Origin of the sequence: Virgibacillus doumboii (genome assembly GCF_902806455.1) — a bacterium.
GTDB classification, from domain to species: domain Bacteria; phylum Bacillota; class Bacilli; order Bacillales; family Amphibacillaceae; genus Lentibacillus; species Lentibacillus doumboii.
On sequence record NZ_CADCWQ010000001.1, the window covers coordinates 434,300 to 456,725 of the forward strand.

Here is a 22,426-nt window from a genome sequence, read left to right on the forward strand (position 1 = left end):
TGTTTAAATGAATGAAAAAAAATTAAGGCTCATCGAAGCGGGGATGAAGTTGTTTGCCGAAAAGGGCTACCACAGCACGTCCATTCAGGAAATTGCTTCTGAAGCGGGTGTTTCCAAAGGGGCATTCTACTTACATTTCCTGTCAAAAGAAGATTTTATCACGACGGCGTTTTACTATTATCATCAGCAAATCGCCGATCACATCGAAAAAGTGAGCACGCAACATCAGGATCCACGGGAAAGCCTGGCGAAGCAGATAGATGTTGTCATTTCGTACCTTTATGAGTTCAAGGACTTCCTTACGATGCAGGTACGGGAAAATATTTCGGCCGGGGAAAATACCGATATGATTCTGCAGCAAATGAAAATGCAAAATTTTCGCTGGCTGCGGCAAAATATTACTGACATTTATGGTGAAAAAATTGAGCCGTATGCAGTTGATATTGTCATCCAGCTGGAAGGGATCATGAGTGGTTATTTTAAATGGATTGTAATTGATGACATCGAGATTGACCGAACGCAAATAGGCGCATATCTGACAAGGCGCATCGATGATATTGTTAATGGCATGCTGGAGCGGCGTGAAACCCCATTAATTATGGAAAAAAACATTCCGGAGCTTTATAAGCAAAATCAGCAGGTAACTGAAATTCTGCTCAAAACCAAGGAAAAAATCAGCACAATCGAATTGCCAAAGGAAAAAACAGAGCAGCTCAATGAGGTCACGGAAATTCTTTTAAAAGAAGTGACTGCCGAAGAACCGAAATACACGATGATTCAGGGGCTGCTGGTACATTTCCAGCGGATTCCTGAACTGGAAAAAGAATGTGAGCAAATCGCACAGTTATTACATATCGATTTGCTGGACTAAATTATAAATGAAGAGGAGTAACATCAATGCGAAAATTGCTTTTAATGTTGGCAGCAATAGCTTTAGTCAGCGTCCTTGCTGCATGTAATCAGAATGAAGAATCAAGCGGGGATAATCAGGAGGAGACGGCTACACCGGTTGAAACGGTTAAAGCGGAAAAAGGAAACCTCGTGATTGAAAAACAACTTTACGGACGGACGGCACCGGCGAGCACCACGCCGATAACCCTTCAAAATCCCGGGGAAATCACCGAACTGGAAGTGGAAAACGGCGAAATGGTTGAAGAGGATGACCTGATCGCAACCATCCAAACAGCACGGGGCAACCAGAATATTTACGCCTCGACGGACGGGGAAATCGCACAATTAAATGGGCAAGAAGGCGCGATGGCATCCAACTCCGAGCCGCTTGCGGTAATTGCCGATTTCAACGACATGAAACTCAATTTCACCGTAACTGCTGACACACTGGATCTTTTTGAAAAAGAAGACACATTCACCGCAACAATAGATGACAAAAAATACGACGCGGAAATCACTTCCATCAGCACGATGCCAAACGACACGGGGCTCTATCCGGTAGAGGCAACGGTTGAGAATAAAGATGACGCCATTTTAGCCGGAATGGTTGCCATCATGAACGTTCCGGAAAACCGCATTAAAGACACGATTATTTTACCAACGGAAGCGATTGTCGAGGAGAGCAGTGAAACGTTTGTTTATGTAATTGAAGATAACAAAGCTGTCAAAAAAACAGTAACCGTAAAAGAAACCCAATCGGCTGAATCGGCGATTGAAGGAGAAGTAAAAGCGGGTGATCAGGTTGTTACAAACGGACAGCTGACACTATCGGACGAAAGCCTTGTCAACGTTGTGGAAAAGGGGAATAAATAGTGAAGCTAGTAAATACATCTGTAAAACGTCCTGTTGGCGTCATCATGATCGTACTGGCAATTATTGCGCTGGGCGTTGTTTCATTGCGCAGTTTGCCGATTGATTTATTTCCGAAAATCAATCTGCCAGTCGCAGTTGTCGCAACGTCTTATGAAGATGCCGCACCACAGGAAGTAGAAAATTTAGTCAGCCGGCCGATTGAGTCGTCAGTAGCGTCGATTGAAGGGATACAGACCGTGCAATCCCAGTCACAATCGGGATCGTCACTTGTTATGATGATGTTTAACAATGGGGTCGACATGGACCAGGCATTGCTTGATGTCCGGGAAAAAGTTGACCAGGTAAAAGGAATGCTGCCTGAAGGAGCCGGGGACCCGAGTGTGCTCAGGTTCAGTCCTGACCAGATGCCAATTATGTGGGTTGGTTTGACCGGGGATGACCCTGCAGCATTAACGCAAATAGCCGAAGATCAAATCGTTCCATTCTTTGAACGCCAAGGCGGTGTAGCATCCGTAACCGTTGAAGGGGCAAAAGAACGGGAAATTCAAATTACCCTGGATCAGGCAAAAATGCAGCAATATGGCGTTTCAGCGCAGACGATTGTCCAGTCGCTCAACAGCACGAACCAGTCTGCATCCGTCGGTTCGGTTGAAAAAGGAAACAAGGACCTTCAGCTTCGGATAACAGGCGAATTTGAGTCTGTTGAGGATATTAAACAAACGATTGTTCAAACGGAATCAGGTGCATCGATACACGTTGACGACGTAGCCGAAGTGAACGATACGTTTAAAAAATCATCAACAACAACACTCGTCAACGGCAAATCATCTGTCGTACTGTCGATTATGAAAAAAACAGACGGCAATACCGTTGAAGTCGCAAACAATATTCAGGACAGCATGGAGGAAATTAAAAGCGAATTACCTGACGGCGCAAATCTGGACGTCATTATCGATACATCCGAGTTTATTGAGATGTCAATCAGTTCTGTAGTCAAAAACATCTTAATTGGTGGCGTTATTTCCATCTTTATTTTGCTGTTATTTTTGAAAAGTGTTCGGGCAACGGTTGTAATCGGATTGTCGATTCCAATCGCAATTATCTCAACATTTACATTAATGTATTTTACCGGCGAAACACTGAACGTACTAACGCTCGGTGGTCTTGCACTCGGCCTCGGAATGATGGTCGACAGCTCGATCGTTATTTTGGAAAATATCTACTCGTACCGGCAGCGCGGCTACACCTTATTTGAATCGGCAACTAAAGGTGCATCAGAGCTGGCGCCGGCCGTCATTGCTTCGACAACAACAACATTGGTGGTTTTTTTACCAATCATTTATGTAGAAGGAATTGCGTCAGACATGTTCACACCGTTGGCACTGGCCGTGTCGTTCTCGCTGATTGCGTCACTTGTTGTAGCAGTAACCCTGGTACCGATGCTTTCCTCAAAATTACTGTCAAAAGCAATGGACAAAGAACAGGGACGCCGCTACTGGTTTGACCGGTTCCTTGGCCGTGTGAACAATGGCTATCGCGGAGTCTTGCGATGGGTGCTGAAGCATCGGAAAACAACCGTGTCCGGTACTCTTATCGCAATCGTTGCCAGCCTGGCGCTGATACCATTAATCGGAGCGGAATTCATCCCTGCCTCAGACCAGGGCCAAATGGAAATCCGGGTTGAAGCGGCACCAGGCAGCACACTGGAACATACCGAGGAAGTTGTAGAGCAGATTAATGAAAAACTGACCGAATATGAAGATGTCATCGAAACGAACTATGTCAGTGTCGGTGGCGGCGGTATGGGAATGATGGGCTCAAGCGGCAACCAGGCAACATACACCATGCAGCTGATCCCATCAACGGACCGGACAAAATCAACAAAGCAAATTGTCCAGGAAATCGATGAAGACGTACAAAATATTCCTGGTGCTGAAATTACTGTAGCTGCAGTCAGTGGCGGAATGGGTATGGGAGATCCCGTACAAATTCAGTTGAACGGACCGGAACATGAAGTACTGCGTGAACTGGCATCCAGTGTGGTTGATCAAATATCCACAGTCAATGGGGTTTACAACGCGACATCTGCCGCATCAGAAGGCGTGCCACAAATGACCATCCAGATCGATGAGGAAAAAGCGGCTACGTACGGATTGAATCAGCAGCAAATAACAAGCCAGATTCAGCTGCGATTCACTGGTCAGATCGCATCACAGTATCGTGAAGATGGCCATGAGATGAACGTAACATTGATGTTCCCAGAGGAAGAACGCAGCACCATCAGCGACCTGCAAAACATGAAAATTCAGTCGCCAACTGGTGTGTCGATCCCACTGGAAGAGGTTGTTACGTTTAAAGAAGTCCAGGGACCAGTCACATTACTGCGTGAAAATCAGCAGCCGCAAATGAATGTGACAAGTGAAGTTGTCGACCGTGACCTGGCAAGTGTCGTTGCAGATGTTGAAGCAGAGCTTGAAGCGATGAATATGCCTGAAGGGTACAGCTATGAAATCGGCGGCCAGGCACAGGACATGGCTGAATCATTTACCGATTTAGCAATCGCCTTAGTGTTCTCGATATTTCTTGTTTATGCGGTCATGGCCGTGCAGTTTGAAAACTTCCTGTTCCCATTCATCATCATGTTTTCACTGCCCGCAACCGTCGTCGGTGTCATGACAGGATTATTTGTGACCGGATTGCCATTAAGCATCCCGGCGTTCATCGGGATCATCATGCTCGCCGGTATCGTCGTCAACAACTCAATCGTGCTCGTTGACTACATCAATATCTTGCGGCGAAAAGGCATGGACCGCTATGAAGCGATCCTGGAAGCGGGACCAAGCCGACTGCGCCCAATCCTGATGACAACCCTGACAACAATCCTGGCAATGGTTCCATTAGCACTCGCACTAGGTGAAGGTGCCGAAATGCAGCAGCCACTGGCAGTTACGATTATCTTCGGACTCGGAATCTCAAGTATATTTACACTGTTGTTGATTCCGGTAGTATATACATTGTTTGATGATCTCGCTGGAAAATTTGTAGGACGGAAAAAGAATAAAGCTTAATGTATGAAGGCTCCCTGCTTTGGCGGGGAGCTTTTTGATGTTTTGCACCGAGTGAATACGAAGGTGCAAAACACCCAAACTCGCGCGACAACACCCAAACTCGCGCGACAACACCCAAACTCGCGCGACAACACCCAAACTCGCGCGACAACACCCAAACTCGCGCGACAACACCCAAACTCGCGCGACAACACCCAAACTCGCGCGACACCCACCCCAAACTCGCGCAAAAGCAGTGCGGTTTCAAAGTGTTGATTTTCGGCGTCTGCCGAAAATCTTCCAATTTAAATGGAAGTGACAAAATTCGACAAAATCCGGGAAGTGACAGGCACCCCCCCCAAACAAGCACCAAAAAAATGGACACCCAACAGGGCGCCCATTCCAAAATTCTACTGCTGCTTCTCATACAAAATCGTCTGAGCAATTCCAATGAAATATTCCGATTCATCAACGATATGGTCGATAACCACTTTGGCAGTATTGTTACCTTGAACAGCTTCACTTTCATTTTTAATTTGCCGGAAGAACTGAATAAACGCAACACTCTCCTGCAGGCAAAATGACACAAGGTCCAACACCTGCTGATACAATGCCGGAGAAAGAGCATCTTTGCTCCTGATTACGGACTCGACAAACCGCTTCGTATGCTGGTGTGTCGTGTTCAGCACTTCTTCCCATCGCTTCAGCGCATCAACATATTCATCTTCCAAACCCGCAACAAGCTCCCGCATCACAACGGTATGCTCCGACTCCTGCATCTTCCAAAACTCCGCCTCATCCAAGATTCGAAGCGGCATTTGACTCCCATAGTAAAACTGCATGCTCTCCTGCCTCCCCCTGATGTAAAAAAATATGTCCAATAATACTTATGCTGAAAACAGGTCGTTCATGCTTGGAAAATACGTAAAAGGGCCCCCAAGCCACAAAGCACAAATACAGAAGCCAAATAGGAGTCAGGCACAGTTTGCTGAAGTTTTTTCTAGATTATTTTACGCGAAGATCCGCTGCCATCACTTGAAATCTTATTAAGTATTTCCTCCGTTGTCGTTTTAGCATCCCCGAAGCACATGTGTGTGTTTTCTTTAAAGAATAATGGGTTTTGCACGCCGGAATAACCGGATGCCATGGAGCGTTTTAAAACGATAACATTTTTTGCATTCCATACTTCAAGCACCGGCATGCCAGCGATGGGGCCGGATGGATTTTCCTGTGCGGACGGGTTCACTGTGTCATTGGCACCAATAACAAGTACTGCGTCTGTTTCAGGAAAATCTTCATTAATTTCATCCATTTCCAAAACAATATCATATGGTACATTTGCTTCCGCCAGAAGTACATTCATATGCCCCGGCAACCGTCCCGCCACAGGATGGATGGCAAACCGTACCTTAATACCCTGATCACGGAGTTTCCTGGTTATCTCTGCTACAGGGTATTGTGCCTGGGCCACTGCCATACCGTAACCTGGTGTAATAATGACCGAATCGGATTGTTTCAGCAGTTCTGCCACATCATCCAGACTAACTTCATGATAGTCGCCGACCGCCGCGTCATCATCACCGGAACTTGTTCCATTATCACCAAAACCACCGGCAATCACGGAAAGGAATGACCGGTTCATCCCCTGACACATTATGTAGGATAAAATCGCACCTGAAGACCCTACTAAAGCACCGGTTATGATTAACAGATCATTTGAAAGCATAAATCCGGATGCCGCAGCAGCCCAGCCGGAAAAAGAGTTTAACATGGAGATGACAACCGGCATATCAGCACCGCCTATTGCCATAACCATCTGCCAGCCAATGAACAAGGCAATACCGGTCATGACAGCAAGGAAAATCAGCGAATTTGCCGCACCTCCATCAAGGATGAATAAAAACATAAGAACAGCTGAAGTAAGTAAAGCCATAAAAAAGACGGCATTCTTAAATGAATAAGACAATGGCCTGGAGCGGATCATGCCATGCAATTTTCCAAAAGCTACAATAGATCCGGTAAGGGTAATCGCACCAATGAAAATACCAAGATATATTTCCGTCAATTCAATAGTTAAAAGAATCCCGTGTAAAGGTTCTCCAGTTTTCATCGCAATAAACGTATTATAACCAACCAATACCGCGGCCAGCCCGACAAAACTGTGCAGCGCAGCAATTAATTCCGGCATCTCGGTCATGTTAACTTTTTTTGCATAAGGAACGCCTACCAGGGCACCTATCAGCATGGCAGCTAAAATGTAAATCCAGCTGTCAACATCCAAATTGACACTTAAAATAGTGGCAATTACTGCAATTGCCATTCCGAAAATACCAAAGACATTTCCTCTTTTCGCCGTTTCCTGTTTGGAAAGACCGCTCAAACTTAAGATAAAAAGGATGGCTGCAATAATATATGCTGCTGTTACTAAACCTTCAGACATTTTTTCTCACCTCTCTTAGCCTTTATTAAACATCTTCAACATGCGTTGTGTGACAGTAAAGCCGCCAAATATATTAATGGAAGCTATCAATATACCAAGAAAAGACAGGATCTGGACTGTAACGTTCGGACTGTTAATCTGCAATAATGCGCCAACGATAATAATTCCCGAGATGGCGTTGGTGACGGACATCAACGGTGTATGCAACGCATGGGTTACATCCCAAATCACATAATAGCCAACGACAATGGCAAGCGCAAAAACGGTAAAATGCCCCAAAAGTTCCGGCGGAGAAACATAGCCTAACCAGCCAAATAATAAAACAGCCGCTCCGCCAAATACATATTTCAGATTGGAAGACTTCGCAGGTGCTTCCGGTTCTGCAGGCTCCTCCTGTTTTTCAGGTTCCTGCTTTTTCGGCGGGACGGACACACTCACTTCAGGCGGCGGATAGGTTATTTCCCCTTTACAAATAACACTCATGTTGCGCAGGACGACATCTTCAAAATCGATGTTTATGGTTCCGTCTTTTTCCTTACAAAGCAGTTTTGCCAGATTTACCAGATTGGTTCCATACATGTCTGATGTTTGGGCCGGCATCCGTCCGGGAAGGTCCGTATAGCCGATCACGTTTACCCCTGAGTCGGTAACCACTACTTCACCCGGAACTGTATATTCACAGTTACCCCCAGTAGCTGCAGCCATATCAACAATGACAGAGCCGGGTTTCATGCTGTCGACCATTTCCTTTGTAACGAGTTTAGGCGCCGGCTTGCCGCGAATAAGTGCGGTTGTAATAATGATATCGACTTCTTTAGCCTGTTCGGCAATCAGCGCCATTTCAGCTTTGATAAATTCATCTGACATCGCTTTGGCATAACCTGTGGACGTCGAACCATCTTCTTCATCATCGAAAGTCACTTCTAAAAATTCCCCGCCCATCGATTCAATTTGTTCCGCCACCTCGGAACGAGCATCAAAGGCACGGACGACTGCCCCAAGTGACTTGCTTGCACCGATTGCCGCCAACCCGGCTACCCCGGCACCAATGATAAACACCTTGGCTGGCGGAACTTTACCTGCTGCAGTAATCTGTCCATTAAGGAAACGCCCAAACGTATGCGCCGCCTCCATTACGGCCCTGTATCCGCCAATGTTAGCCATGGATGAAAGTGCATCCAATGATTGGGCACGGGAAATTCGCGGCACCATATCCATAGCCAGCACATTGATATTTTTTTCAGAAAGTTTGGCAAGTAAATCCGGATCCTGGTCGGGATTGACAAAGCTGACCAGCGTCGCGCCATCCTTGATTTTCATGATTTCTTCCTCATTTGGAGGATTGACTTTGTAGATGACATCAGACTGCCAGACATCATCCGCTTCGATGCATACAGCTCCCGCGGCTGTATACTGTTCATCCGTAAAATTGGCCCGGCTGCCGGCACCGGACTCAACATAAACCTGGAATCCCAGTTTTATCAATTGCTTGACCGTTTTAGGTGTTGCTGCAACGCGAGTCTCACCGGCAAGACTTTCTTTCGGTATTCCAATTCTCATACAATGACCCCCCTTATTCCATTTGTATTTTCCGGATAAAAAAATATCAATGCTTGGTGATGGATATCATAAAATGATAGCGCTTTCATAGATGGTAAAAAAATATAGTAAACTGAATATCAGTGTTTAGCCGGTCTTGTGTGCTGACATCTGTTTGAATGATGGCACGGAAAAAGAAGCACATGATTAGCTGCAAATGTGAAAATGTGCATGCTGCGCGTAAAGGTATTAACCGGAAATTATCTTTTTTGCATGAAACTAACGTGCCTATATTTAATATATCATAAAAAAACCATTGTTGTAATATTCAGGTGTCACATATTTCTAAATATTAAATTTGGCCGCGGCAATTTACAGATAAAAAGGTTATGCACGTAAATTAAAGCTTTACAAATACGGAATAGTCAACTAAGATAAAAGTGAGTAATCACTCATATTACTGAAAAGGAGGCCACACACCATGTCCACCTTCGTTAAAATGGAAAACATCCAGCACAGCTACAACAAAGAAACCGTATTAAAAGAAGTTAACCTCAACATTCCGGAAGGCCAGCTGTTCGGCTTACTCGGACCATCAGGCTCGGGGAAAACGACGATGGTGAAAATTATGATAGGCCTGCTCACTCCCTCGAACGGAACAACCCGCATCGAATCAGAAAAAATGCCATCCTTCAAACAGATGCAAAAGATCGGCTACATGGCTCAGTCCGACGCACTCTATAGTGAATTAACAGCAAGGGAGAATCTGCATTTTTTTGCAAGTATCTATAAGATTCCCAAAAAGCAACAGAAGGAACGTATCGAGGGAGCAGCAAAAATCGTCGATCTCTCCGACCACCTGGACAAAACACTGGAGAAATTTTCAGGGGGGATGAAGCGGCGTATGTCACTGGCCATCGCCATCCTGCATCAGCCCAACCTGCTTATCCTTGATGAGCCGACAGTCGGGATTGATCCGGTTCTGCGCGCGTCCATTTGGGATGAACTGCGGAACATGCAGAAACAGGGTACGACGATTATCATCACTACCCATGTCATGGATGAAGCGGAAAAATGTGATAATCTCGCACTACTGAGAGATGGCCGCATCATCGCCCAGGGCAGTCCGGACGCATTAAAAGAAAAAAGCAGTACAGACACATTGGAGGAAGCATTTTTACACTATGGGGGAGGTGCCGAGCATGCGCATTCAAGCAATCATTAAACGCATCATCCAGCAATTTAAACGCGACAAACGAAGCATCGCGCTAATGATGGTCGCACCACTCCTGGTCATGACGCTTTTGTGGCTTGTACTCGATATGGATCAATACGAACCAACCATCGCAGTCACTGACATTCCGGCACCAATGCAAGATGCACTTGAGGAGCAGGACGCCACCATTCTTGAAACCGATGAAAGTCATGGGGAATGGGCACTGCAGCATGAAACGGCTGATGCACATCTCGTATTTGAAAAAAAGCAGGCAGAACTGACAATGGAAGGGAGCAGCCCAAGCGCAACATCGGCCGTGCAGCGTGTTATAAGCGAGGCCGTTAAACAAATCAACCCGAATGCGCCGGAACTAGAAGTGAATTTTCTCCATGGTTCATCCAACCTGAATTTATTTGACCAGACCGGCTCTGTTTTAATCGGATTTTTTGTATTCTTTTTCGTATTTATCATCGGCGGTGTATCATTTCTTCGGGAACGAACACAGGGAACGCTCGAACGCTTGCTGGCAACCCCGCTGAAGCGCTGGGAAATTGTTGCCGGCTACCTGCTCGGATTCGGTATTTTTATCATCATCCAATCAATCATTATCGCAGCCTTTTCCATTTATGTGCTCGGCATCTACATGGAAGGGTCGTTCGCCGCGGTGCTGGTGATCACATTCCTGCTCGCAATCACAGCACTAAGTCTTAGCACATTGCTGTCAGCCTATGCCAAAAACGAATTTCAGATGTTCCAGTTTATCCCGGTTGTTATTATTCCACAGGTATTCTTTTCCGGTTTGTTCCCGACCGAATCGGTAGAGTGGATTAATGCCATCGGACAAATTATGCCGCTGACGTATGGAGCAGAAGCGTTGAAGGCAATCATGATACAAGGCGAAGGACTGTCCGATGTTATCGTAAACATCGCTTATTTAATCGGCTTTTCAGCAGCATTTATTTTGCTGAATATCATCGCACTGAAACGCCACCGCACATTATAAATACAGGGGGCAGCCACCATGTCAGATATGATCGATGCATTACAAAATGAGGGAAATATGACGCCAAAACAAATCGAAATCGTCAGGGCAGCGATTGAACTGATTTCCGAAAAAGGCTACTACAACACATCAACGAGTGAAATCGCCAAGCGGGCAGGGGTGGCGGAAGGGACAATTTTTCGCCATTACCGTACAAAAAAAGACCTGCTCGTTACGATAGTCAAACCGGTTATCGTGAACTTTACAGCACCTCTCTTTGCAAAAAAACTCGTTGATCAGGTTTTCCAGGAAGATTATAAACACTTTGAGGACCTGCTTTACGCGTTTATTAAAAATCGTTTTGAATTTGCACAGGCTAATATCCCGCTGCTGAAAATTCTTTTGCAGGAATTGGCGTTTCATCCGGAGATACAGGAAGCTTTCAAGCGTGCTTTTCTGGAAAACGTATATCCTGCACTCAATAAGACACTTGATTTTTATAAAGAAAAAGGGGAACTGCAGAATCTGCCGAACGAAACCATCATTCGTGGAATGGCCCCCATAGCAATGGGATTCATCATAAACCGCTTCATCATTCAACCGGATAAAGACTGGGACGACGAAGCGGAAATCAAGCAAACGATTAAAACGATTATGAACGGAATTGGGACATAAGACCAGGGTTGGTCCAGGGGTGGTCCAAGGGGACAGGGCCCGCGGTCCACCATAGTGCGGCCCAGGGTTCCTGTCCCCATGGTTCAAAAAAAGCGCACCAGCTGTCTTAGCCGGTGCGCCATTCATTTATATTTATTAAATCGAAGCCTGATAAATAGATTCCACTGCTTCGTCAAGCTCTTTATTGAATTCCTCATCTGTCTGGTTGGCATTCAAATCCTGCGTCAACGCGCGTGAGAAGCTTGCGATAAGTCCATTATTTTCTTTCAGCTTTTCATTCGCTTCTTCTGTGGCATAACCACCGGAAAGTGCAACAACACGAACAACTTTCGGATGCTCAATCAGTTCTTTATACAAATTAGCAACTGTTGGAATAGTCAACTTCAGCATCACATACTCGTCTTGTCCTAAGTTATCTAGATGGCTCTGAATTTCTGCCTTCAACAGTTCTTCACATTTTTCTTTTTCCGGACTGTTAATATCCACTTCCGGTTCAATAATCGGTACGAGACCGGCATCAATGATTTTTTTGCCGACTTCAAATTGCTGGTCGACAACGGCTTTGATGCCTTCAGGATTTGCTTCCTTAATAACAGAGCGCATCTTCGTTCCAAAGATATGACGCTCATTTGCGCGTTTCAATGTATCATCCAGGTCGTTGATCGGCTTCATCAGCTGCACGCCATTTGATTCATCGGCAAGGCCTTTATCCACTTTCAGAAATGGAACAACGCCTTTTTTCTCAGCCAAATAATCACCTGTGTACATTCCTTCAATTTCGCGGTCCATTGTTTGTTCAAACAGAATAGCACCGATGATACGATCGGAATTGAAAGCAGGGGATGTGATGATTCGCGTGCGCATTCCGTGTACCAAATCAAACATTTCATCCTCGCTGGAATATTGATCTTCTGAAACGCCATATAGGGCCAGTGCTTTTGGTGTACTCCCGCCACTCTGGTCCAGCGCTGCAATAAATCCATCTCCGTTTTTCATTTGTTCAAAGTGTTTTTGATTCATTTAAGACACTCCTTTATTGTAATAAAATTACCTTTATCCGCTTAAGGCAAAATATGTATCTAGGCATAAGCGATTTTTCATTTATATTGTACCATGAATGGAGATTAGGATATAGTCTGAGGCATAATTTTTGATATCAGCGGATCTTATGGCCGATAAATCGACGGACTGCAGCAGATAATACGAATGATAAAGCAATTTGTCATTTCCCGGGAAATAATTTGACAATATTTATCACTGAAGGAAAATCGTGTCTCATTCATAAAAAATCTGTAGCAGAGGACAGATATTGCGACATACGATTGCAAAACATCCGCCACAGAGAGAAAGCATCATCCCGACAGTAAGAACATCAGCCCGAGAACAGAAACATCAGCCCCACAGGCAAAACATCATCCCGAGAGCAGAAACATCAGCTCCACAGAAAAAACATCAGCCCGGTAGCAAGAATATCATCCCTACAGAGAAAACATCCGCCCGACAACCCGAGGGGACAAGCACCGCCTCCCCAAACAAATAAAAAAGCGCACCGACCTCAGCCGGCGCGCCATTCTTCCTCTCGAAAAAATCAAGGTGCCATCATAAACAACCCCACAATCGAAACAAGCGGAATGGCCATAGCCATCGGTGTCCCGATCCTGGCAAAACTGTTGACTGCAGCTTTTGACTCCGCATCAGTATTCACTGCCCGTTGCAATGTCATAAAGAAAACGGCAATCACCATCAACACGATGACAAGCAACCCCGGTATGTACAATTCACTCGTGCTATCCACCGTTGTCATGTTCACCATGCCAAAAACGATTAGCAGAATCGGAATCGCCTCACTGATCGCAACCCCGATAAAAAATTTCGTCTGTACTTTTTCCAGCTGATCCGGATTTTCCCGGATCTTTTCCAGGTTCATTTTAAAAAGAACCATGATCGGAATAAGCGCAAGTACGGACGCTGCAACAAATATGTAAGCCCCCATAAAACTACCTCCTCTCAATATTTACCATCTAAAATTATACGACAGCAACACAAACCCTTCAACAAAGGATTTGCTCCATCCACCACACATTCGATATAATTTAAGACAATTACCCAGCAAAGTCCGACAAGAAGTATATATAGGAGAAAATTTATGATAAATTATACCGACCTGGCGATTGCCTTTTTCATCGCGCTTATCGCCACGTTTCTTTTAACATATCCGGTAAAAAAACTCGCGATCAAGTGGGGCGTCGTTGACCTGCCGAATCATCGCAAAATACATAAAAAAGTGACACCAAGGTTAGGCGGACTAGCCATTTTTCTTGGTGTTTTTTTGGGTGGCCTTTATTTGCAGCCGCACCATGAGCATCTGCCGGAAATCATCCTGGGCGCAATCGTCATTCTCATCACAGGCGCCCTCGACGACCGATACGATATACGGCCCGTCATCAAACTCTCCGGTCAGTTGATTGCATCATCATTCCTGATCTCATCCGGACTGATCATTGACAAAATCACACTCCCATTCATCGGAATGGTTGAACTCGGTTTTTTTAGCGTTCTCATTACCGTACTATGGGTCGTTGGTATAACGAACGCAATTAACCTGATCGACGGACTGGATGGCCTCGCAACAGGGGTCACGACGATTGCGCTGACGAGCATGTTCATCATGGCACTCATTGACACGCAAATCCTGGCAGCTTCATTATGTATCATCTTAATCGGTGCCAATCTTGGCTTTTTATATCATAATTTTTACCCGGCAAAAATTTATATGGGGGACTCCGGTTCAAATTTTCTTGGTTACGCGATTGCTGTCGTGTCAGTGGTCGGCCTATTCAAAAATATCGCCCTGTTCAGTTTCATCATTCCGATTATTGTCCTGGCCGTGCCGATTTTCGACACCTTGTTCGCGATTGCCCGACGTGCTTACAATAAGGAAAATATTATGATGCCTGACAACAAGCACATTCATTACCAGCTGCTCGCAGCAGGTTTCAGCCACCGGAAAACCGTCCTGATCATCTACGCATTCAGTGCGCTTTTCGGAACGATGGCTGTATTATTTTCCTATGCAAGCCTGACTACATCATTCATTATTACATTTTTCGTACTCGTACTGTTGCATATTTTTGCTGAGATTGGTGGTCTCGTTATGGGTGGGAAGAAGCCGATTCTTGATACGATGAAAAAAATATTTAAACGAAGGGAGAAAGATAAGTAATGTTCTGCGATAATGCATTATAATATTTCTAATAAATCTAGTTTCGAGCTCTAGCGCTAATTTTGCAGCTCTAACCACATAGTTTCGAGTTCTCACTCCAGGCCTACATACCGTACAAAAAAATAGAACGTTATCTGTCCGAAAGCAATCAGCTGATCGGAATCCTTGCAGCATTATTGTTTGCCTTCATCACACCATTTTGTTCCTGCTCAACGATTCCGGTCGTGGTAACCATGCTGCGAAAAAATTTGTCGTTCCAGATTGTCATGATATTTCTCTTTGCGTCACCAGTTCTCGACCCTACCATCCTCACGCTGATGGGCGTCATCCTTGGATGGAAAGTTGCATTGATTTATACCATCGTGACAGCAATCGCTTCCGTCATAATCGGGTTTTCCCTGAGCAAGCTCAAGTTTGAACGTTATGTAAAGAATGTTGTGATAACGGGATACGAAGCGGAAACCAAACAATTTAACTGGAGAGGAGCGTGGGACGAAACGATAGCACTTATGAAAAGTGTTTTTCCCTACCTGATTATTGGGGCAGCAATCTGCGCCATCATTCATGGACTGGTCCCGACCGAATGGATTACCCAGTGGCTTGGAAAAGAAATATGGTGGATCGTACCAATCGCCGCTATTATCGGAATTCCACTATACATCCGCCTATCAAGCATGATCCCCATTTCACACGTATTCATCATGAAAGGAATGGCGCTTGGCCCGGTGATGGCAATGATGATCAGTTCAGCCGGGGCCAGCCTGCCGGAACTTATTTTACTGAAATCCATCTTCCAAAAACAGCTGGTAGCCGCATTCGTTGTCTCCGTCATATCCATGGCAACAATATCCGGATTTTTCTTTTACCTGGTTTAATAAGGGAGGTGAGGTTAATGAAGCAATTGATTGTAAAAATCTTCAAAGGAGATAATAAAGAAAGCTGCTGTGAAGTGAAAATCACGGAGGTAAAAGGGGAAACTTGCTGCTCTAAATAAATAAACAGGAGGGCTTTGCGCAAAATTAAACCCTCCTGACTATTCCCTCGGCCGCAACCGCTGATAAATATCCACCGGTACCCATCTATTTCCAAAACCTCTTACACGAATCAATCCCGAATTCCTTTGAAAAACAATTCTAAGGTCAGCCCGCTGCCCCTGCACTCGTTTGCTTTGAAAATGATACGAATCCCAGCCGGTATAATTCGAAACGAGCTGTGAACCGTCTACCTGGTCGGTCACCAAAAGATTTAATGACTTCACAACATTTTCCATTGCCATTTAAAATTCTAAAGAATCCCTGTAAACATAAGTCATCAGAAAAACATCATCTGCCAGAGCGTCCGGGTCCATTTGAATCCCTTTGACAGCAGAAACCTCTTTGATCCATTTAATAATTATTTCCTTATTCATCGTCTAATAATTGTTGAAGATAGTTAGCGCGTTTCCGAAAACTATTCTTTCCCTTTTCTGCCAGATCATCACCTTCTGACCAATTATCCATTTCTTTACGTTCCGACATCAGAGTTGATATATGGGCGTTATCCAGTTCCTCTTCCAAAGCATCAATGTAATCCATTACAGCTATATAGGCATCCTTGGACAATAATATTGCAGCAGTTTTGTTACGGTCAAGCACCTGCATGGAATCCATTTTTTTGAGTGTTTCCTTCCATTCTGTCGACCTGCTCAGCTGGGTCACATTTAAATAGCCATCAATCTGAAAACCGCCACGAACTTTTCCAACAGTCTGTAGCATTTGGTTTGACATAGAATGTACGCCTCCTTTAAATTTCAACTTTACCACCTCCATTATATCATATTATTACACATATAAATGTGATTATATTATGTATTTATTAATGTATTATAGCCTGATTTATAATATGTAAACTTATTAGTTAAAAGTAAATCGTATACAACACCCTAATCTGTAAACACTAACTAACAAGTTACCCCTGAGCAAAATCCGACACCAAACACACACCGCATTTCATCACATATCGCCAAATCCTCCCAAAAAATATCACCACAGAAAACCAACAGCAAATATCGCCAAAATAATCCCGCAAACCTGCATAATGCCAGTAATATGAATTTTGCGAATAAAGACGATTTTTGATATAAAAGGGTAGTGTATAAAAAAAGAACACAGAAGGAGACGAAGCATGGAAGAACGACAGACACTGAAAAAAACACTGAAGCCACACTGGGTATGGGCTATCGCGTTAGGCTCATCGATTGGTTGGGGGGCGTTTGTACAGCCGACAACCTGGATGTCCACAGCAGGTCCATTGGGTGTCATTATCGGTTTTTGTATCGGTGCGTTACTTATGATGCTGATCGCCGTAAGTTATGGATATCTAATTAAAAGTTACCCGGTATCAGGCGGGGAATTTGCATACGCATTTATTAGTCTTGGACGCACGCACGCTTTTATCAGCGGATGGTTCCTTACGCTAGGATATATTTGTATTGTTGCCTTGAACGCATCTGCATTTGCACTAATGGTAAAATTTGTGTTTCCGGCACTGCTGGAGAATATGCATATGTATACAATCGCCGGCTGGGACGTTTATTTTACAGAAGTAATTATTGCATCAGCGGTATTAGGAATTTTTGGTTATTTTAATGTAAAAGGTTCAGGTCTTTCAGGACGCATGCAGTTTGTATTCTGTTCGATCATGGTCATCGGCGTAATCGCCATCACCTTTATGGTCGGGATGCAACCTGGTGCAGGTTTATCAAATGTAGCACCACTATTCCCGACAGAAACGACTGCATTCGCAGCGATTATATCAATTGTGGCGATTGCACCGTGGGCATATGTCGGGTTTGACAATGTACCACAGGCAGCAGAAGAATTTCACTTTTCATCCAGAAAAGCATTTACATTAATTATTCTTGCTATATTTTTCGCAGCATTATTATACAGCATGATGATTATTGCGACGGCTATGATTGAGCCGTGGCAGAATCTTGTAGCACAAGGCGGAAACTGGGGAACAGGAGCGGCGATTCAAGGGCTACTTGGCAACATGGGATTGGTAATTATTGTTACCGCACTGACAATGGGGATCTTCACCGGCCTGAATGGATTCATTATTTCATCAAGCCGTCTGATGTTTGCCATGGCCCGTGCGAAAATATTACCTGAAGCCTTTGCCAAGCTCCATCCAAAACATCAAACACCGTATGTAGGCATTATTTTCACCGTTATCGCAGCAATGCTGGCACCATGGTTCGGCCGCCAAGCACTGGGCTGGGTAGTCGACATGTCATCAATCGGTGTAACTATAGCTTATTTCTATACATGTTATACCGCGTTTACTTTATTTAAATGGTCAAAAGGCAAAGATTTCAATCCGAAGAAACACGTTGTCGCACCGTTTAAAAAAACTATCGCAGGACTGGGTATGCTTGCAAGTGTTACATTCCTCGGATTGCTGCTTATACCAGGATCACCGGCAGCACTTGGAATCGAATCACTGATTGCATTAGCTGCATGGATTGTACTTGGTCTTATATTCTATATGGCCAGACGGTCCGAATTTAATGAGATTCCAAAAGAAGAATTGAATTATTTGATTTTGGGTAATAAGAAGATTGAAGCGAAGAATCGGGCTTAAAAATAACCCCGGAGCGGATGTGGTATCTGCTCCGGGGTTATTACTTACTTATGTATTTTCTTGAGGCATAAAATATGAAAATGGTTTCCACAGTTTCGAAAAGTTAGTAGGGTAATACCTAATAATTTCAATCTCCGTAAAAATCTTTCCTACAGCGTTCGTAAACATGTTAACACCATTTTCTATTTCAAGAAGCGATTTTTTCTTCTCAACTTTACCATCTTTCCCGCTTAAATTGACCAATTCAGCAGATGTACTGACATCCAGCGTTACGGCACGCTTGCCCATAGAAGCCCAATTCTTCTCAAATAACTCCCGATTATAGTATACTTCCTGACCTGTGTACGGATCATTTACAATCACATTTTCTCCGTCTATTCCCGTAATGACAACCGCATGCTCAAAGCGGTTCCATTTAATTTCGTTTCCTTCATCATCCGTCCATGTTGCACTGTGAAACGTTTGCCGCTGCTCGATGGTCGTCCAGGCCATCACTGGTTTTCCGGACCGCACGATATCCAATAGTGAATCGAACGACTGTCCCGTTAAATCAACACCTTTTCCCGGCATGAACTTATCAATCGTTTCCAAAATCGGTCCTTCAAAGACACCAAAACTGCCTTCATCGGAATAGGGATTGCCCACGAATTCTTTATTCGGATTGGCACCCTTCAACTCGCCATCTATTAATCTAACTTTGTCCCCTTTAGGAAGCTTGTCCACCACCTCATATTTACCAAAATCCTCACCGCCCCAGCTTAACAGCATAGCTAAAGATGTCGCCTCACACCCTGTCGGCAGTTGAGGAAATTGATGATATTCAGGTACTCCCTTGATTTTTACTTTTTTATTCGATGCTGATACTTTCCTGCCTTCTGATACAAAAAAACTGCCCAGTAAAACGAAACATAAAAAGACAATAAGTAGTTTCTTTGCCAAAACCTCTCCCCCTGTAATTTGTCAAATTATCAGACTATTTAACTATTAATGTTATAGGAAATATTACTCACAACACCAATATAACATAAATAAGGAAGAATATTTACATATTTTGATATTTTGCGATAATTTATTGCTAAAAAACCGTTTTTCTCAAATTAATGATAAAACAGTGAATTAAATCATAAGTATTAATGTTACGGAATAAATCATAAGGCGGGATAACACCATGAATATTGCTGTAATTGGTACCGGTTATGCAGGTCTTGTTACAGGTGTGTGCTTAGCTGAAATCGGCAACGACGTTACATGCATCGATATAGATGAGGTGAAACTCGAAAAATTACGGAGCGGAAACTCTCCCATTTTTGAAGAAGGATTGGAAGAACTGCTGCAGAAAGGTATTCATCGAAATAAACTGCATTTCACATCGAGCTATGAAGAAGGTCTGGCTGATAAAGAGATTGTTATGATTAGTGTTGGTACGCCACAAAGTGAAGATGGTTCTGCTGATTTATCCACTTTACATACGGCTTGCAAAAACATCGGCGATTATTTACACAATGATACAGTAATTGTAACCAAAAGCACCGTTCCAATTGGTACAAACGAACAAATTAAAAAAATGATCGAACACAATTCGCCAGCCAATATTTCCGTCAAAATCGTTTCTAACCCTGAATTTTTGCGCCAGGGTTCAGCAGTACATGATACATTTTATGGTGATCGAATTGTATTAGGATCAGAAGATAAAGGTGCTTTACAACAGGTGGAGAGACTTTACAAGCCGTTTGGAATTCCAATTATTAAAACGGACACAAGAAGTGCGGAAATGATCAAGTATGCATCCAATGCTTTTTTGGCAACGAAAATCAGTTTCATTAACGAAATTGCCAATCTTTGTGAACATGCGGGTGCGAATGTGGATGATGTTGCAAACGGAATAGGAATGGACGAACGGATCGGAAAGCACTTTTTAAAAGCAGGTATTGGATATGGAGGTTCCTGCTTTCCAAAGGATACGAGCGCGATAATCACCTTTGGTAAGAACTTGGGACGCGATATGCCTATTTTGGAAAGCGTAAATGATGTAAATGAAAAGCAGCACGAATTACTCATAATAAAAATCATGAACAGGTTCGGCAATCTGCAAAATAAAACGATTGCACTACTCGGGTTGGCATTTAAACCTGGGACGGACGATATGCGGAATGCCCCTTCTATTACGGTTGTTCAAAAGATATTAAATGCTGGTGCAACAATCAAAGCTTTTGATCCAGCCGCAGTCCCAAATGCAAAAAGGATCCTGCCGAAAGAAATAAAATATGCAGAAACAATGGAGGAAGCACTTGACAATACAGATTGTGCAGTCATTCTAACCGACTGGAAAGAAATAAAGGAATATCCGATTAATAACTTCAAAAAGTATCTAAACAATCCAATTATATTCGACGGAAGAAACTGTTTCTCTTTAGATGAAATGGAAGCAAGTGGCATAGAATACCAATCCATCGGCCGTCCATCGGTAAATACTAATAGCTAAAGGTGCCTTACAAAACAGGCATCTTTTCTTATTGTTTAAAAACAGCAAGAATGTCTAATAATAGTGGAAGATATAGGAAAAGGGGAGCCCCTTCATGACATCAGATTTACAAAAAAATAAACTAATAAGTGGAATGGAATCTGCATTTATTTATTTTCTGCTGTTGCAGCCCATTTTAGACGTACTAGCGTATTTCGACATACCAGTTTCGATTGTAATTAGAGTTTTAGCGATGGGCGCAGGATTTATATACACCTTGCTGCTTCCGGATAAAAAAGGGAAGAAGACAGTACTCATATATTTTCTAATACTGGGTCTTTTCATGGGGATTAACCTTATCAACAATTACATAGTAAAATATCAATTCATCATAACGTCTGAATTGACTTACATAATAAAAACAGTTTTCTTTATGGAATTACTTATTGTCTATCTGTTTGTAATAAGGTCTTTTTCTGCTAAGGAAAACTGGCAAAAAATTATTCAACAGTGCGTTTTTATTAATATGGCATTTATTTCAGGAGTCATGCTGCTGGCAAGTCTGACAGATACTGCAAAAAGAAGCTATGGTTCACTTGCCAAGGAAGGCCACACCGGCTGGTTTTTTTCAGCGAATGAGCTTAGCATTATTTTAGGCATGGGATTCAGCATGATGATTTTATACATGGTTCAAAAAAAATCACAAGTGACAAAGGTGCAATTGTTACCTTTTATTGGACTAACAATTTGGGCAATGCTTACAGTTGGAACAAAAGTAAGCTTTGGTTCAATTATCATTGTATTGACCGCAGCAATCTTAATTCTCATTATCAAGAGAAGTTGGGTTAATTTTACAACCCTAGCAGCCATGCTTGCCGCGACAATTTTCATAACGCCAAGTACTCCTGTAGGAAATAATTTGCACCTTACGTTTGGCTTGGATATTACAAATCAGCAAAACGTCACACCAGATACAGAAACAACTCCTGAAGAGCAGATGCAAATAGATCAAAAAATCTTAAGCGGCAGAAGTGATTTTTTAAAAAATATAATGAAGCAATATAAAGAAGCGCCAATATCGCAAAAGCTATTTGGTATGGGCCATGGTGGAAATTATACCAATTCACCAAAGTTAATTGAAATGGACTTTCTGGACTGGTATTTCAGCTTTGGTGTCATAGGCTTTGTACTGCTCATGCTGCCATTGATTTATATTGGCTATCGTATCTTGATTAACTTATTCAAATATCATATAAGAAAAATAAGTGTTCCTATAATATTTACTGGTTTATCCGTATGTTTAGGGTTGGGAAGTGCTTTCGTGGCGGGGCATGTTCTGTCATCGCCCGCATCTGGTATATACCTGGCAATCTTTATTGGTTACTTATTCGTACTAACCAAACATAGAACATCATGAAAAAATAAAATGTATAAGGCTGTGGGGAAAGTGGAGAA

At 43.4% G+C, this 22,426-nt stretch carries 18 protein-coding genes and 1 pseudogene; 11 read left to right on the forward strand and 8 right to left on the reverse strand.

Annotated elements, in window-relative coordinates:
* Positions 1–7: 7 nt before the first annotated feature.
* From G6R02_RS02060 to G6R02_RS02070, 3 genes are read left to right on the forward strand one after another with little or no spacing between them, the layout of a single operon-like run.
* Entirely contained in the window at positions 8–871 is an 864-nt protein-coding gene (locus tag G6R02_RS02060; protein ID WP_164667611.1) for a TetR/AcrR family transcriptional regulator, read from the forward strand.
* A 26-nt stretch (positions 872–897) separates the two neighbouring features.
* Positions 898–1,764, forward strand: a complete 867-nt coding sequence (locus tag G6R02_RS02065) for an efflux RND transporter periplasmic adaptor subunit (RefSeq protein ID WP_164667612.1) — start codon at positions 898–900, stop codon at positions 1,762–1,764.
* A complete protein-coding gene (locus G6R02_RS02070; RefSeq protein WP_164667613.1) occupies positions 1,764–4,832 on the forward strand; it encodes an efflux RND transporter permease subunit in 3,069 nt (1,022 codons plus the stop codon). The genes G6R02_RS02065 and G6R02_RS02070 overlap by 1 nt, the downstream gene beginning before the upstream one ends.
* A 389-nt stretch (positions 4,833–5,221) precedes the next feature.
* Here G6R02_RS02070 and G6R02_RS02075 read toward each other — a convergent pair whose 3' ends face one another.
* The 3 genes from G6R02_RS02075 to G6R02_RS02085 form a co-directional block, all read right to left on the reverse strand.
* The gene (locus tag G6R02_RS02075) at positions 5,222–5,653 is read right to left on the reverse strand and encodes a DUF2935 domain-containing protein (RefSeq protein WP_164667614.1); all 432 of its coding nucleotides are present in this window, start codon (positions 5,651–5,653) and stop codon (positions 5,222–5,224) included.
* A gap of 158 nt (positions 5,654–5,811) precedes the next feature.
* Entirely contained in the window at positions 5,812–7,251 is a 1,440-nt protein-coding gene (gene pntB, locus G6R02_RS02080) for a Re/Si-specific NAD(P)(+) transhydrogenase subunit beta (RefSeq protein WP_164667615.1), read from the reverse strand.
* 15 nt (positions 7,252–7,266) lie between these two features.
* Positions 7,267–8,811, reverse strand: coding sequence for a Re/Si-specific NAD(P)(+) transhydrogenase subunit alpha (locus G6R02_RS02085; protein ID WP_164667616.1), 1,545 nt, complete (start codon positions 8,809–8,811; stop codon positions 7,267–7,269).
* A gap of 460 nt (positions 8,812–9,271) precedes the next feature.
* Here G6R02_RS02085 and G6R02_RS02090 point away from each other — a divergent pair, with 460 nt between their 5' ends.
* Genes G6R02_RS02090 through G6R02_RS02100 form a run of 3 tightly spaced genes read left to right on the forward strand, consistent with a single transcriptional unit; the run spans position 9,272 to position 11,663 of the window.
* Positions 9,272–10,015 (forward strand): ABC transporter ATP-binding protein, encoded by a 744-nt coding sequence (locus tag G6R02_RS02090; RefSeq protein WP_164667617.1) that lies wholly within the window; start codon positions 9,272–9,274, stop codon positions 10,013–10,015.
* Entirely contained in the window at positions 9,993–11,009 is a 1,017-nt protein-coding gene (locus G6R02_RS02095; protein ID WP_164667618.1) for an ABC transporter permease, read from the forward strand. The genes G6R02_RS02090 and G6R02_RS02095 overlap by 23 nt, the downstream gene beginning before the upstream one ends.
* Before the next feature lie 18 nt (positions 11,010–11,027).
* Positions 11,028–11,663 carry a TetR/AcrR family transcriptional regulator gene (locus G6R02_RS02100; RefSeq protein ID WP_164667619.1) on the forward strand — a complete coding sequence of 212 codons (636 nt, stop codon included), beginning with the start codon at positions 11,028–11,030 and terminating at the stop codon, positions 11,661–11,663.
* Between the two features lie 135 nt (positions 11,664–11,798).
* On the opposite strand, the gene G6R02_RS02105 is transcribed toward G6R02_RS02100, so the two are convergent.
* Complete coding sequence (locus tag G6R02_RS02105) at positions 11,799–12,683, reverse strand: fructose bisphosphate aldolase (RefSeq protein ID WP_164667620.1); 885 nt, start codon at positions 12,681–12,683, stop codon at positions 11,799–11,801.
* Positions 12,684–13,251: 568 nt separating this feature from the next.
* Positions 13,252–13,656: a hypothetical protein gene (locus G6R02_RS02110; protein ID WP_164667621.1), complete on the reverse strand. Its 405-nt coding sequence runs from the start codon at positions 13,654–13,656 to the stop codon at positions 13,252–13,254.
* 153 nt (positions 13,657–13,809) lie between these two features.
* Between G6R02_RS02110 and G6R02_RS02115 the strand changes: the two genes are divergently transcribed.
* The gene (locus G6R02_RS02115) at positions 13,810–14,886 is read left to right on the forward strand and encodes a glycosyltransferase family 4 protein (RefSeq protein ID WP_164667622.1); all 1,077 of its coding nucleotides are present in this window, start codon (positions 13,810–13,812) and stop codon (positions 14,884–14,886) included.
* Between the two features lie 95 nt (positions 14,887–14,981).
* A pseudogene (locus G6R02_RS02120) lies at positions 14,982–15,761 on the forward strand (permease); the annotation flags it as partial.
* Positions 15,762–15,919: 158 nt separating this feature from the next.
* Here G6R02_RS02120 and G6R02_RS19890 read toward each other — a convergent pair.
* Both G6R02_RS19890 and G6R02_RS02130 read right to left on the reverse strand, forming a co-directional pair.
* Complete coding sequence (locus G6R02_RS19890; protein ID WP_205520032.1) at positions 15,920–16,162, reverse strand: hypothetical protein; 243 nt, start codon at positions 16,160–16,162, stop codon at positions 15,920–15,922.
* A 124-nt stretch (positions 16,163–16,286) separates the two neighbouring features.
* On the reverse strand, positions 16,287–16,652 hold the full coding sequence (locus tag G6R02_RS02130) for a hypothetical protein (RefSeq protein ID WP_164667623.1): 366 nt from the start codon (positions 16,650–16,652) through the stop codon (positions 16,287–16,289).
* Between the two features lie 397 nt (positions 16,653–17,049).
* On the opposite strand from G6R02_RS02130, the gene G6R02_RS02135 reads away from it, so the two are divergent.
* The gene (locus G6R02_RS02135) at positions 17,050–18,510 is read left to right on the forward strand and encodes an APC family permease (RefSeq protein ID WP_164667624.1); all 1,461 of its coding nucleotides are present in this window, start codon (positions 17,050–17,052) and stop codon (positions 18,508–18,510) included.
* A gap of 48 nt (positions 18,511–18,558) precedes the next feature.
* Here the strand turns inward: G6R02_RS02135 and G6R02_RS02140 are convergent, their stop codons facing one another.
* Complete coding sequence (locus G6R02_RS02140) at positions 18,559–19,449, reverse strand: C39 family peptidase (protein WP_164667625.1); 891 nt, start codon at positions 19,447–19,449, stop codon at positions 18,559–18,561.
* A gap of 229 nt (positions 19,450–19,678) precedes the next feature.
* Here G6R02_RS02140 and G6R02_RS02145 point away from each other — a divergent pair, with 229 nt between their 5' ends.
* Positions 19,679–20,992 carry a UDP-glucose dehydrogenase family protein gene (locus G6R02_RS02145; protein WP_164667626.1) on the forward strand — a complete coding sequence of 438 codons (1,314 nt, stop codon included), beginning with the start codon at positions 19,679–19,681 and terminating at the stop codon, positions 20,990–20,992.
* 94 nt (positions 20,993–21,086) lie between these two features.
* The gene (locus G6R02_RS02150; protein WP_164667627.1) at positions 21,087–22,388 is read left to right on the forward strand and encodes an O-antigen ligase family protein; all 1,302 of its coding nucleotides are present in this window, start codon (positions 21,087–21,089) and stop codon (positions 22,386–22,388) included.
* Positions 22,389–22,426: the final 38 nt, after the last annotated feature.

Coding starts and splice junctions, on each gene's coding strand:
- G6R02_RS02060 (WP_164667611.1), top strand. CDS start 8: ATGAATGAAAAAAAATTAAGGCTCATCGAAGCGGGGATGAAGTTGTTT.
- G6R02_RS02065 (WP_164667612.1), top strand. CDS start 898: ATGCGAAAATTGCTTTTAATGTTGGCAGCAATAGCTTTAGTCAGCGTC.
- G6R02_RS02075 (WP_164667614.1), bottom strand. CDS start 5,653: ATGCAGTTTTACTATGGGAGTCAAATGCCGCTTCGAATCTTGGATGAG.
- pntB (WP_164667615.1), bottom strand. CDS start 7,251: ATGTCTGAAGGTTTAGTAACAGCAGCATATATTATTGCAGCCATCCTT.
- G6R02_RS02085 (WP_164667616.1), bottom strand. CDS start 8,811: ATGAGAATTGGAATACCGAAAGAAAGTCTTGCCGGTGAGACTCGCGTT.
- G6R02_RS02090 (WP_164667617.1), top strand. CDS start 9,272: ATGTCCACCTTCGTTAAAATGGAAAACATCCAGCACAGCTACAACAAA.
- G6R02_RS02095 (WP_164667618.1), top strand. CDS start 9,993: ATGCGCATTCAAGCAATCATTAAACGCATCATCCAGCAATTTAAACGC.
- G6R02_RS02100 (WP_164667619.1), top strand. CDS start 11,028: ATGTCAGATATGATCGATGCATTACAAAATGAGGGAAATATGACGCCA.
- G6R02_RS02105 (WP_164667620.1), bottom strand. CDS start 12,683: ATGAATCAAAAACACTTTGAACAAATGAAAAACGGAGATGGATTTATT.
- G6R02_RS02110 (WP_164667621.1), bottom strand. CDS start 13,656: ATGGGGGCTTACATATTTGTTGCAGCGTCCGTACTTGCGCTTATTCCG.
- G6R02_RS02115 (WP_164667622.1), top strand. CDS start 13,810: ATGATAAATTATACCGACCTGGCGATTGCCTTTTTCATCGCGCTTATC.
- G6R02_RS19890 (WP_205520032.1), bottom strand. CDS start 16,162: ATGGCAATGGAAAATGTTGTGAAGTCATTAAATCTTTTGGTGACCGAC.
- G6R02_RS02130 (WP_164667623.1), bottom strand. CDS start 16,652: ATGTCAAACCAAATGCTACAGACTGTTGGAAAAGTTCGTGGCGGTTTT.
- G6R02_RS02135 (WP_164667624.1), top strand. CDS start 17,050: ATGGAAGAACGACAGACACTGAAAAAAACACTGAAGCCACACTGGGTA.
- G6R02_RS02145 (WP_164667626.1), top strand. CDS start 19,679: ATGAATATTGCTGTAATTGGTACCGGTTATGCAGGTCTTGTTACAGGT.
- G6R02_RS02150 (WP_164667627.1), top strand. CDS start 21,087: ATGACATCAGATTTACAAAAAAATAAACTAATAAGTGGAATGGAATCT.